We start from the raw sequence: 12,061 nt of genomic DNA, 5'->3' as shown, positions 1-12,061 counted from the left end.
TCCTAGTCAGTCTCTCAAACAACCCTAACAAGTCACACTTCTATAGCAGTGTCCGCTTCTGTAAGCGGACAGTTTATTTTGTCCGAAGCGGACACTTTATTCTATGGATAGGTTTTATAATTAAATAAAATCAATAGGATATGTTTTGGCATGTAAATCGAATTACTGATCTCAGCTAAAGCTTTAGATTGGAAATTGTGTAAACCCAACACCTTAAACACAGGAGAAAAACCGTGATGATGTTACTTCATTACATCAGTCTACCCTTAGTCGTTTTTGTTTTTGGAGTGGTTCTTGCCAACCTAGAAACAATCACACAGCGGGAAGTGCGATGATTCAAGATACTAGTAATCAAGATCGTGTAGTCACGCCTGTGACCAACAAAAAGCGATGGTTGTTTTTAGTCGTCGTTGTCATAACCTTGTGTCTACTAGGTTACGTGACGTTGTCAGCACCGGCTGCTGACCTATCAATGTCGAAAGATTCCCTGAAAGTCAACACGGTAATTAAAGGTGATTTGGTACGTGACATCGTTACTACTGGCAAAATTATTGCGGCTAATGCCCCACAATTATATAGCCCTGCACAAGGGTATGTGCTGCTTCATGTAACGCCGGGAGATATGATTAATCAAGGGGATGTTATAGCAGTGGTAGACTCGCCGGAGCTTCAAAGTACCCTCAAACAAGAGCAACTCGTTTTAGCCAGTTTACAAAGTGATCTCGCCAGACAAGCATTAGATGTAAGGCGTCAGACCTTACTACTCAATAAGCAAGCAGATTTGGCTAAAGTAGAACTAGATGCTGCCATTCGGGAAGACAAGCGTGCTGCATTGTCCATTACTAACCACCTTATCAGTCAAATAGATTTTGAAAAAGCGCAAGATGACTTAGCAAGAGCGAAGGTAACCCATAAACACGCCATGAGTGAGATTGAACTAGCGCAAGATACATTGGCATTTGAACTTAAGACCAGTGAAGACAAGGTAGCCAGACAAGAATTGGTGGTTAGAGAGCTCGAGCGTCAGCTGGTCAATTTAACTATTAAAGCCAGTGTTTCAGGTGTGGTGGGTAACGTTCTCATTCAACCCAATGCGCTGGTGGCAAAAAATGAGCTGTTGATGACACTGGTTGATTTATCGGCCTACGAGGCGCAGTTGAGTGTGGCAGAAAGCTATGCCGCGGAGCTCGGCATTGGCATGGATGTCGAACTCACCATGGGGGGGCAAACTGTAATGGGGACCTTGGTGTCTATTTCTCCTGAAGTGGTTGACCGGCAAGTTACGGCTCGGGTTCGTTTTCCCGAAAGCAGCGTTGCATCGATTCGTCAGAATCAGCAAATCTCCGCTCGCATTCTGCTTGAAAATAAGTCTGATGTACTAAAAGTAGCGCGGGGAAGCTTCCTTCAAGCAGGCGGACATACTGCTTATATCGTACGCGGAGACATAGCAGAAAAAGTGGCCATTCAAATAGGCGCTACCAGTATGCGTGAAGTGGAAATTCTTCAAGGTCTTCAAGAAGGCGATCAAATCATCACATCAAACTACGACAAATTTAAACAAGCGCCTTCGGTGCTACTTCGATAAGACAAGGAATAATGAAATGTTGAAAATGCACAATATTAGCAAAGTTTATCAAACGGACAGTGTTCAAACCCATGCGTTAAGAGATTTTTCGCTAGAAGTCAATGAAGGTGAATTTATTGCTGTTACTGGCCCGTCTGGTTCAGGGAAAACTACTTTCCTCAACATGGCAGGATTATTGGAGCCTTTTACCTCAGGACAATACACACTCGATGGTATTGATGTGGGAGGGTTGTCTGACAATCAGCGAGCCGATCTGCGCAATCAAAAAATTGGTTTTATCTTCCAAGGCTTTAACTTAATCCCCGATCTGAATATTTTTGAGAATGTGGAAGTACCACTGCGTTATCGTGGTGTGTCGTCGAAAGAGCGAAAACGCAGAATTGATGAGTGTTTAGAGCAAGTTGGACTGGCTAGCCGAGCTAAGCACCTTCCACAGCAGCTGTCAGGTGGCCAACAACAGCGCGTTGCCATTGCAAGAGCGCTTGCAGGTAATCCACGCTTTTTACTTGCCGATGAACCCACCGGTAATCTAGATACGTTGATGGCTCGTCAGGTTATGGAGTTACTCGAAGAGATTAACCGCAATGGTGCAACTATCGTTATGGTGACGCACGATCCGGAGCTTGCGCGTAGAGCACCTCGCAACATTCAAGTGGTTGATGGACAGCTGGCGGACTTTACGCTGTATCAAGGTAACCCAGAGTCTGAATCGGTTGGCGCTGTTGAACGCTTGAAAGCGGCTGAGGTGTAATATGCTACTTCACTATATTGATTTAAGCTGGCGGAGCATAAAGAGTACGCCCATTATTAGCTTCTTGATGGTATTTGCAATCGCAATTGGAATTGGCATTACCATGACCAGTTTGTCGGTGTTCCACATGATGTCAATGGATCCCATTCCTCACAAGAGTAGCAAAATTCATTACCCGCAATTACAGTTAATGGATGAGGGTAATGAATGGAATTCTTCTGACAATATGCCTCGCCAGTTGACTTACCAAGATGTCACAAACCTCTACAACGCAGACATTGACGTACTGAGTAGTCCTAGCTTTCGCAGCGGATTTTCAGTGCATCTTAATACGCCGGATGTTAAACCTCGCATGGAGCCGGCACGCCTCGTCAACAGAGAGTTTTTCGATATTTTCGACAGACCTTTCATATACGGTCAAGCTTGGTCGCGTGACGCACAAGACAATAAACCTTATGTCGCGGTTATCACCAAGGAAATTAACGACCGTTTTTTCAATGGTGAGAATTCTGTTGGCAGAGAAATATTTTTAGATAATAAGAGCTATCGGATCGTGGGTGTAACAGAAAACTGGGACCACCATGTTAAATACTACGATGTTAACAACGGCGCATTTAATTCATCAGAGTCGATTTATATTCCATTTACCATAGCCCCATTAGAAGAGATTGGCACGTGGGGCAACATGAACGGCTGGAAGCAAGAGGCAATGAGAGGCTATCAAGACTTGCTGACCTCCGAAAAGCTCTGGACCCAGTTTTGGGTATTACTAGAGAACGAACAACAAAAAGAGGCTTATGGCCAGTTTTTGATGGCTTATATGGAAGATCAGAAAGCCCGAGGTCGCTTCCAACGTGAGAACTTAGAATACAAGCTACGTAACGTCAACGAGTGGATGGAATATACTGAGGTAGTGTCTGAAGACAATCGCATTCTCGTTGCGCTTAGCTTTATGTTCCTGATGGTTTGTGTGGCAAATATTCTTGGTCTTTTATTGGCGAAGTTTCTGAAAAGAGCGCCAGAAGTGGGTGTAAGGCGTGCGCTAGGCGCGAGCAAGCGTCAGATCTTCTTACAACACATCGTGGAAGTCTCTGTAATTGGTGTTGCAGGAGGTCTTCTTGGGATTGTCGTTGCACAACTTGGCTTGTGGGGAGTACGCACGACTAATAACTATTATAGTGCACTTGCAACAATGGATTGGTCGATGCTATTGGCTGCGCCGACCATTTCACTTCTCGCGAGCTTCATTGCAGGCCTATACCCTGCTTGGTTGGTGTGTAAGACACAGCCAGCTATTTATCTTAAGAGCCAATAGGAGGGCGTATGATGCTTGATATAAAACCAATATTTAGCGCGCTGCTGCGCTCCAAAGTAGGTGCTGTTTTACTGTTTTTACAAATTGCACTAACAACCGCAATTGTCAGTAACGCAGCCTTTATGATTAACGACAATTTGTCATACTTGCGCGAAGACACTGGCTACCCTCAGCAAGAGATCTTCAGTTTTACCGTGATGACCTTCGGAAAAGACATCGATTTAAGACAGCAGGGTGAATTAGACGAAGCCATGTTGCGCCAAATTCCAGGCGTTATTAACGCCACGTTAACGCAAGCGGTGCCGCTGTCGGGTGGTGGCTCGTCTACCTCAATTAGGTTAAAGCCCCGCCCAGAGCAATCGCGAGAAGGCCGCTTGATGTACTTCTATGGCGATGAATATGCACTCGACACTTTTGGTGTAGAACTTATCGAAGGTAGAAACTTCAGACCTGAAGAAATCATGATTAGTGATAGTTATCACGACAATGGCCCCAATACTATTATTGTGTCGCAGGCATTAGCTAAGAGTATGTTTGACGATGAATCAGCACTGGGTAAATCGATTTACGTCGATGGCAGGGCTCTTGAAATTATCGGTGTTGTAGCTTTAATGGAAAGTGCATGGCCGCGTGCAGAAGACAGCAATACCACAGGCATTATTCCGTATATTAATGCGCAAAGTTATCAGCATTTTCTGGTAAGAACCGACGCGAATGAGCGCGCTAACGTTATGAAAATAATAGAAGACAAGATGCTAGCAGCCTATGACAAGCGCGTGATCATCAATGTGGATGGGCTTGACGAGAGTAAAGAAGCCTATGATGCTACTGACGTACTGATGATGCGTATGCTCATTGTACTGGTGGTCGTACTGGTTTTGGTTACCGCACTAGGCATTTTCGGATTGACCCAATTTAATATCAGCAAACGCACTAAACAAATTGGAACGCGTCGAGCGCTAGGGGCAAGAAAATCTGCCATTGTGCGTTATTTCTTGGTAGAAAATGCCATGATATGTACAGTAGGCCTAGTGATAGGTAGCATAGCCGCTGTTTTTTTAGGCCGAGGGCTAATGCAAACCTACTCAATTGGAGCGCTGGAATTGGAGTATGTATTGGTAACTGCTTTATTTATTCTGATAATGAGTTTATTGGCAGTGGTGGTACCTGCCAGGCGTGCAGCGAACATTTCACCGAGCATAGCAACCAGAAGTATTTAACACGCGCTAATATTGCTGCTTACCTGTTGTGGGTGAGCAGCGCTTATTGATAATAAAAACAAACGGTAAAACGGATACGTAATTCAATGACGAAGATTTTAATAGTAGATGACAATACTGCAGTGCTAGAAGCGTTGTCGCTACTACTAGAGATCCACGGATATCAAATAGTCACTGCCACCTCGCCCAAAGAGGCACTACAGATTGTTAACTATCAATCAATAGCCTTAGTCATTCAAGATATGAATTTTAGTGCAGATACAACGTCGGGCGAAGAGGGGAGAGCGCTCTTTAACGACCTACGTGGCCTAAATCCATTACTTCCGATTATTTTGATAACTGCGTGGACTGAGCTCGAGCAAGCCGTCGAGCTCGTAAAAGCGGGAGCGGCAGACTACATCCCAAAGCCTTGGGACGATACAAAATTGGTGACTACAGTTAATAATTTAGTCGCTTTAGGGCAAGCCAATACAAAGAACAAAGCGCTGCAGCAGCATACAAACGTATTTGATAACGCCAAGCAAGCGGCGCAGAGTGTGGGGCTAATATACGATAGCGCCGCAATGCAGCGTGTTGTGGATATGGCACTTCAAGTGGCTAAGTCTGACGTGCCCGTGCTGATTACTGGCCCTAACGGTAGCGGCAAAGAGAAAATTGCAGAGCTCATTCAATGCCAATCGCCATTAAATCAAGCGCCCTTTATTAAAGTAAATGCAGGTGCATTACCACAAGAGCTTATAGAGGCGGAGCTATTCGGTGCAGAGGCTGGTGCCTTTACCAGTGCGAATAAGCGTCGGATTGGCAGATTTGAAGCGGCAAATGGTGGTACGTTATTTTTAGATGAAATAGGCAATTTACCGCTGTCTGGCCAGGTTAAATTACTCCGCGTTCTGCAAACCGGTGAATTTGAAAAGCTGGGTTCGGTCAAGACACAGCGCACCACCGTGAGAATTATCTCAGCAACTAACGCCGATCTTGCGGCTGATATTGCTAAGGGCACATTTCGAGAGGATTTATTCTATCGGCTTAACGTTATCGAGATACATGTTCCTCCCCTGTGCGAGCGTGGGGATGATGCGTTAGCGTTGGTAAAACACTTTCTACCTGGGCGTGAACTGAGTCTTACTGCTCAACAAGCTATCACCCAGCACCCGTGGCCTGGTAACGTAAGAGAGTTAGAGAACGCCTGTCGTAGAGTAGACATTCTTTATCCTGAAGGGGTGTTGTGTGCCAACGCATTTGGATTGGCCAAGGAGACAGCAAAACACACAGTGGCTCGAAATAATATCACAGAGCCCAGCCAAGTAGAAATAGAGGCAGCGTTAGTCAATTACAATGGAGTAATCGCCAAGGTTGCTAAACATTTCGGGTTGTCCCGCCAGGCGCTTTATCGTCGGCTAGACAAATACGCGATAGACTATAAATCGTGAAAACTGTTCGATCAAAGCTGATTGCCACCGCAATGGCTTCCACGGCCATGGGGTTGGCACCGTTACTTTACTATGCCGAGTTTTCTATTGAGGTGAAACTCGCAGTGGTATGCGCTTCACTATTGCTAAGCGGGAGTTGTGGTTACGCGGTATCTGCACAAGTTTATAAACATTTGCAGGCACTTAATGTGGGATTGTTAAATTTTAAGGACGGTGAATATTCCTCAACCATTGCTTGTGATTCAAACGATGAATTCGGCAGATTGTGTACCTTGTTTAATGAGACAGCTGATACGTTACGCAAAGAAAAACAGTGGTTGCATCAACGGGAATTAATGCTAGATAAAGTGCTGCAAAGTTCACCCGATGTTCTATTGCTAGTGAATGATGACAACCGCATTGTATTTAGTAATTATCAGGCACAACGTTTCTTTTGTGCCACTCATAGACTTGAAGGCAGTTTGCTAGACCCACTTCTCAGCGCCAAACCTCGTGCATTGTCTGACATGTTGCTGAAAAACAAAGAGGGGTTATTCACGCTGCCACTAGGCGATCAGGGAGTAGAAACCTGGCATCTCGCCATTGGCACTTTTTTATTGAATAACCAGCCGCACAAACTGTTCATCCTTAAGCATATGACCCGTGAACTGAATCGGCAGGAAGTCAGTGTGTGGAAAAAAGTCATAAGGGTTATTAGCCATGAGTTAAATAACTCGTTAGGGCCTATATCAAGCTTATTACACAGTGGAAAAATTGTTGGAAAACAAAATGGCGACCCTCGGTTGGTGCGGGTTTTTCACACCATTGAGGAGCGTATTGATCATCTCAACCAGTTTGTGCAAGGCTATGGAAAGTTTGCCAAACTTCCTCCTCCCACTTTTGCACCTATTGTATGGCAAGACATCATTGCTCAATTGCGACAACAGTATACATTTGAACTGGTTATGCCTGAGCCGGTGGCATTGATTGCCGATGCAGTTCAGCTTGAGCAGTTACTCATAAACCTTTTGAAAAATGCACATGAATCCGGCGGCGAGGCAAAAGATGTCGCTTTGGTCGTTACACAAAATACAGATCAGGTTGTTATCGAAGTTTTAGATGGGGGTAAAGGAATGTCAGAAAGTGTTATGGCCAATGCGCTTGTTCCTTTTTATTCCACTAAACCAACGGGTACAGGGCTAGGTTTGGCATTGTGCCGTGAGATTACCGACGCCCATCAGGGCCACTTAATGATTCAAAATAGAAAGGGCAAGGGGCTTTGCGTACGAATTGTGTTGGATAAAAAATGAGGGATAGACGGGCGTCTATCCCTCAGCGACGCTAAGCCAAGACCGTTTTTACCCAACGTCGAACAGGCATTTATAAGATAGTGCAAATGAGAATGATTTGCAATAACTTTTTTGGGATGGTTTTAAAGTTTTTTTAAAATTGATTTAGATCAAGGGACTTACAACGAAAAAGTAACCCTCTGATACACATTGATCCAGATCATATCTGAGCGTTCCCCCCTGACTTACTATTCACTTAGTCAATGAGGAGAACAGTTATGTTGTGGACAATGATTAAAGATCCCGTGGTATGGGGCTCACTTTTAGGTATCGGTATTATTGTAGGCATGATGATGTATTACACTTATCTGTTCATGCACAACAGTGCCAACGAGGATAAATAGCGTCTTTACGTGAAGGGGCTAGCGCAGGTGGTTTTGCTGCGGTATATCAATAAGGACAAGTAGTGCTGCTTGCCCGCCGTATTCCAGCGGCGCTTGGTGAAACGCTCTCACGTGTGGGTGTTGCACTAAGTAATGAGGTAGGGCTGCTTTTAGTACGCCTTGCCCAAAGCCGTGCATAATACTGACACAGTCAATTAATTCTTTACGGGCAGAGTGAATAAGCGCAGCCAACTCAGCTTTGGCCATTTCTCTGGTGAGCCCGTGAAGATCTAACATCATCTCTGGCGAGTAATCTCCACGTCGCAGTTGCTTTACTATATGGCTCGATTCGCCTTCACGGCAATACCGCATGGGACCTTCTTGGGGTAGTGCGGCTTGATACATATCTGAAAAGTTAAACGCGGCAGCCAACTGTTTGCTGTGTTTTAGGTGCTTGGGTGAAGCCTGTTTTTGCTTTTGTGCCAGTTCAAGTTGCTTGTCAGGCTCTATTTTGTCTTGTGCCAAGGGGGTGACACCACGCATGGCATCGGCAAACGAAAAGGTTTCATCTTCCACTTGCTTAGATTCTTCTTGTTGAGGTTTAGTCGTCCGCTTTTTTAAGGCTTTTAGTTCTTTTTTAAACGCTTTCATTCTGAATCAATATGCAAATTAACGTGGGCGAATAGGGGAAATGTTAGTATGATACCAGCTTTGTAAATTTTGATGTACCCAAACGCCATGACCGATAAGTTTTACCTAGAAGAAGCCATTGACGATCTGCATACTTTGCTCGATATGACACGTTGGGCAACCAGTCGATTCAACGATGCGGCCTTGTATTTTGGTCACGGTACCGATAATGCGTGGGACGAAGCAACCAGTTTAGTGATGCAAGCGCTTCACCTTCCACATCCGCTGTTGGAAAAAGTCGGCGAAAATGTACTGAATTCCCGCCTGACGAAAAGTGAGCGAGAGAAAATTGCTGAACTTGTACTTAAGCGGGTACAAACAAGAATGCCGCTGCCTTATATTACTAACGAGGCGTGGTTTTGTGGGATGCCATTTTATGTTGACGAGCGTGTGCTCATTCCTCGTTCTCCCTTTGCTGAACTTATTCAAAACGAATTCGCACCGTTTGTTGAGTCTGCGCCGACTAGTATTCTTGATATGTGTACAGGGGGCGGCTGTATCGCCATAGCGCTGGCGCATGCGTACCCAGAGGCGCAAGTGGATGCCGTGGATATCAGTACTGACGCATTAGAAGTGGCGGACATCAATATTCAGGAGCACGGCTTAAGTCACCGTGTTTATCCTATTCAATCCGACTTGTTTTCAAGTTTAGAAGGGCAGAAATACGATCTTATCGTGTCTAACCCCCCCTATGTTGATGCTGAAGATATGGCCGACTTACCGGAAGAATATCACCATGAACCTGAACTTGCGCTTGCGGCAGGTGATGACGGTCTTGAACTGGTTGACATCATGTTGCACAAAGCCCCCACATATTTGAATGAAGGCGGCTGGTTATTCGTAGAAGTGGGTAACAGTGAAGTTCACATGAATACGCGCTTTCCCGGCTTAGAAGTTATATGGCTTGAGTTTGAAAATGGTGGGTCAGGTATTTTCGCCGTTCGCAGAGAGACACTAGTAGAATATTTTAGCAGTAAGGATTAATGGTTAATTATGTCAGGTAATAGCTTCGGAAAACTTTTCACTGTCACTACCTTCGGAGAAAGTCACGGCATCGCTATTGGTGGTGTGGTTGACGGTTGCCCGCCCGGGTTGGCCATTACTGAAGAAGATCTTCAGGTAGACTTGGATAGACGCAAGCCCGGCACATCTCGTTATACCACTGCGCGTAGGGAAGACGACGAAGTTCAAATTCTATCAGGCGTATTCGAAGGGAAGACAACGGGAACCAGTATTGGTTTGTTGATCAAAAACAAAGATCAACGCAGTCAGGATTACGGCAATATAAAAGACCGTTTTCGCCCAGGCCATGCTGATTATACCTATGATCAAAAATACGGTAGCCGGGATTATCGCGGCGGGGGCCGTTCATCGGCGAGAGAAACAGCTATCCGCGTTGCTGCGGGAGGTATTGCTAAAAAATATCTTAAAGAGGTACATGGCATCGAAATTTTAGGCTACCTGTCGCAACTTGGCCCTATCTCAGTCGATAAAGTGGATCACACTATCACCAACACCAACCCTTTCTTTTGCCCCGATGAAAGCAAGTTAGATGCTCTTGATGCCTATATGCGAGATTTGAAAAAGTCTGGCGACAGTATCGGCGCAAAAGTGTCTGTTGTTGCCAAGCATGTACCAGTGGGACTTGGTGAACCGGTATTTGATCGATTAGATGCGGAAATTGCCCATGCGATGATGGGAATTAACGCGGTAAAAGGTGTGGAAATCGGCGACGGTTTCGACGTGATTAATCAAAAAGGCAGTGAACACAGAGACACGTTGACGCCAGATGGATTTACGTCAAATCATGCCGGTGGGGTACTAGGTGGAATTTCAACGGGGCAAGATATTGAAGTGCATATGGCACTTAAGCCTACCTCAAGTATTTCTGTACCCGGCAAGACGATAAACAAAGACAATCAGGAAATTGATATCGTAACAAAAGGCCGTCACGATCCGTGCGTGGGTATTCGTGCTGTGCCGATAGCAGAAGCCATGCTCGCCTTGGTATTAATGGATCATTTGCTGCGGCACAGAGCGCAAAATACAGGTGTGGTCTCGACGACTAAGCCAATTGCTGGGCAAGCCTAGTAACCATTTTACACACTACCTTGTTTAACCCTTCGCCACTGCCCCTTGGTTAGTGGCGTTTTTGCATATGGAGATACATCTTGTCTTTGAACAGTAAGACAGTAGGTAAGTCATCGTTACTTATTTTAGCACTTACTTATTGGCTGTACTTCGGACAGCTTGGCGTACTGGTACCTTACTTAGGCATTTTCCTTGACGGGCGAGGATTCTCGTCTGCTGAAATTGGTGAGTTGTTTGCAGTCATTACTCTTGCCCGAATTCTAGGGCCTGGATTGTGGGCTGGGGTCGCCGATAAAACAGGAAACGCCATAGGCGTTATGCGTTTGGGGTGTTTTCTCACTGTCCTTACTTTTAGTTCGGTGTTCTACTTTACCAGTTTCTGGGGGCTGACTTTAGCGTTTGGACTGATGATGATGTTCTGGACCGCGGTGCTTCCTCAACTTGAAGTGATCACCATGTCAACGGTGGCAAAAACCAAGGCGACATACGGCCAGATTCGGTTGTGGGGCAGTGTGGGCTTTATTTGTTTAACTGTGATGGTGGGTAAAGCGTTGGATATGTTCTCCACCGACACACCGGTTCACGCCAGTATTGTTGTACTGACGCTGTTATTTGTCAGCACGCTTTTTATTCGCGCTCCCAATGAAGCGTCAGTTGAGCATTCCCACACTGGCAGTATATGGAAATATGCTAAGCAAAGGCCCTTCGCCGTGTTTATATTTGCCTCGGCGTGTTTGCAAATCAGCTTTGGTGCTTATTACGGTTTTTTTGCTTTGTACATGCGGGATCTCGATTATTCGGGCCAACAGACCGGTATTTTTATCGCCTTAGGTGTATTGGCAGAAGTGGGGATTTTTCTTGTTGCCAGACGGCTAATTAGCCAATTTGGTGTGTGGAATTTACTTTTTGCCAGTCTTGCGTTAACGGCCTTGCGTTGGTACGCGTTAGCGGCCTTTGCCGATGTGTTTACCGTGATTATCGTCAGTCAACTTATTCATGCACTTAGCTTTGGCTTAACCCACGCAGTGTCTGTCCACTTTATCCATCAATTCCTGCCTAAGGCTTACCACAGTCGCGGGCAGGCCGTTTATATCAGTGTTGCATTTGGGTTGGGTGGGGCTTTCGGCAATTACTTGGCAGGTCAACAGTGGCAGCAGGGAACACACGCCTACGAAACGTTTGTGACAGCTACCGTGTTTGCAGCCATCGCAGCACTGTCGATGTTTGCGTGCTCAAAACAGACAATGGACAATGTGCCTAAGGCAGTTTAAGTCAATTCAAGCCAATGCTAAAAAGCGTTTAAGCCATATAGTACAGCAGTAGGTGTT

The 12,061-nt window shown here is 45.4% G+C and carries 11 protein-coding genes; 10 read left to right on the top strand and 1 reads right to left on the bottom strand.

Annotation, left to right across the window (positions count from 1 at the left end):
- Positions 1-331 precede the first annotated feature (331 nt).
- From ACMCM8_RS11125 to ACMCM8_RS11095, 7 genes are all read left to right on the top strand, one after another.
- Positions 332-1,585 carry an efflux RND transporter periplasmic adaptor subunit gene (locus ACMCM8_RS11125; RefSeq protein WP_412722690.1) on the top strand — a complete coding sequence of 418 codons (1,254 nt, stop codon included), beginning with the start codon at positions 332-334 and terminating at the stop codon, positions 1,583-1,585.
- Between the two features lie 16 nt (positions 1,586-1,601).
- Entirely contained in the window at positions 1,602-2,336 is a 735-nt protein-coding gene (locus tag ACMCM8_RS11120) for an ABC transporter ATP-binding protein (RefSeq protein ID WP_412722689.1), read from the top strand.
- Position 2,337: 1 nt separating this feature from the next.
- A complete protein-coding gene (locus ACMCM8_RS11115) occupies positions 2,338-3,651 on the top strand; it encodes an ABC transporter permease (protein ID WP_412722688.1) in 1,314 nt (437 codons plus the stop codon).
- An 11-nt stretch (positions 3,652-3,662) separates the two neighbouring features.
- The gene (locus tag ACMCM8_RS11110) at positions 3,663-4,871 is read left to right on the top strand and encodes an ABC transporter permease (protein WP_412727696.1); all 1,209 of its coding nucleotides are present in this window, start codon (positions 3,663-3,665) and stop codon (positions 4,869-4,871) included.
- 86 nt (positions 4,872-4,957) lie between these two features.
- On the top strand, positions 4,958-6,301 hold the full coding sequence (locus tag ACMCM8_RS11105) for a sigma-54-dependent transcriptional regulator (RefSeq protein WP_412722687.1): 1,344 nt from the start codon (positions 4,958-4,960) through the stop codon (positions 6,299-6,301).
- 32 nt (positions 6,302-6,333) lie between these two features.
- The gene (locus ACMCM8_RS11100; protein ID WP_412727694.1) at positions 6,334-7,590 is read left to right on the top strand and encodes a sensor histidine kinase; all 1,257 of its coding nucleotides are present in this window, start codon (positions 6,334-6,336) and stop codon (positions 7,588-7,590) included.
- Positions 7,591-7,847: 257 nt separating this feature from the next.
- Positions 7,848-7,973 carry a DUF3149 domain-containing protein gene (locus ACMCM8_RS11095; RefSeq protein ID WP_412722686.1) on the top strand — a complete coding sequence of 42 codons (126 nt, stop codon included), beginning with the start codon at positions 7,848-7,850 and terminating at the stop codon, positions 7,971-7,973.
- An 18-nt stretch (positions 7,974-7,991) separates the two neighbouring features.
- Here ACMCM8_RS11095 and smrB read toward each other — a convergent pair whose 3' ends face one another.
- A complete protein-coding gene (smrB, locus tag ACMCM8_RS11090) occupies positions 7,992-8,603 on the bottom strand; it encodes an endonuclease SmrB (RefSeq protein ID WP_412722685.1) in 612 nt (203 codons plus the stop codon).
- A gap of 87 nt (positions 8,604-8,690) precedes the next feature.
- On the opposite strand from smrB, the gene prmB reads away from it, so the two are divergent.
- The 3 genes from prmB (at position 8,691) to ACMCM8_RS11075 (ending at position 12,004) form a co-directional block, all read left to right on the top strand.
- Complete coding sequence (gene prmB, locus ACMCM8_RS11085; RefSeq protein ID WP_412722684.1) at positions 8,691-9,626, top strand: 50S ribosomal protein L3 N(5)-glutamine methyltransferase; 936 nt, start codon at positions 8,691-8,693, stop codon at positions 9,624-9,626.
- Between the two features lie 9 nt (positions 9,627-9,635).
- Complete coding sequence (gene aroC, locus ACMCM8_RS11080; protein WP_412722683.1) at positions 9,636-10,733, top strand: chorismate synthase; 1,098 nt, start codon at positions 9,636-9,638, stop codon at positions 10,731-10,733.
- Between the two features lie 80 nt (positions 10,734-10,813).
- Positions 10,814-12,004 carry an MFS transporter gene (locus ACMCM8_RS11075; RefSeq protein WP_412722682.1) on the top strand — a complete coding sequence of 397 codons (1,191 nt, stop codon included), beginning with the start codon at positions 10,814-10,816 and terminating at the stop codon, positions 12,002-12,004.
- Positions 12,005-12,061: the final 57 nt, after the last annotated feature.

Source organism: Alteromonas sp. D210916BOD_24 (genome assembly GCF_047159385.1).
In the GTDB taxonomy this organism is placed as follows: domain Bacteria; phylum Pseudomonadota; class Gammaproteobacteria; order Enterobacterales; family Alteromonadaceae; genus Alteromonas.
The sequence above is the reverse complement of the archived record's forward strand: the minus strand, read 5'-3'. Positions and strand labels throughout refer to the sequence as shown.

Excerpts from the sequence above, each read along its gene's own strand:
- prmB (WP_412722684.1), top strand. The coding sequence starts at position 8,691 with ATGACCGATAAGTTTTACCTAGAAGAAGCCATTGACGATCTGCATACT.
- ACMCM8_RS11120 (WP_412722689.1), top strand. The coding sequence starts at position 1,602 with ATGTTGAAAATGCACAATATTAGCAAAGTTTATCAAACGGACAGTGTT.
- smrB (WP_412722685.1), bottom strand. The coding sequence starts at position 8,603 with ATGAAAGCGTTTAAAAAAGAACTAAAAGCCTTAAAAAAGCGGACGACT.
- ACMCM8_RS11110 (WP_412727696.1), top strand. The coding sequence starts at position 3,663 with ATGCTTGATATAAAACCAATATTTAGCGCGCTGCTGCGCTCCAAAGTA.
- ACMCM8_RS11125 (WP_412722690.1), top strand. The coding sequence starts at position 332 with ATGATTCAAGATACTAGTAATCAAGATCGTGTAGTCACGCCTGTGACC.
- ACMCM8_RS11100 (WP_412727694.1), top strand. The coding sequence starts at position 6,334 with ATGGCTTCCACGGCCATGGGGTTGGCACCGTTACTTTACTATGCCGAG.
- aroC (WP_412722683.1), top strand. The coding sequence starts at position 9,636 with ATGTCAGGTAATAGCTTCGGAAAACTTTTCACTGTCACTACCTTCGGA.
- ACMCM8_RS11115 (WP_412722688.1), top strand. The coding sequence starts at position 2,338 with ATGCTACTTCACTATATTGATTTAAGCTGGCGGAGCATAAAGAGTACG.
- ACMCM8_RS11105 (WP_412722687.1), top strand. The coding sequence starts at position 4,958 with ATGACGAAGATTTTAATAGTAGATGACAATACTGCAGTGCTAGAAGCG.
- ACMCM8_RS11095 (WP_412722686.1), top strand. The coding sequence starts at position 7,848 with ATGTTGTGGACAATGATTAAAGATCCCGTGGTATGGGGCTCACTTTTA.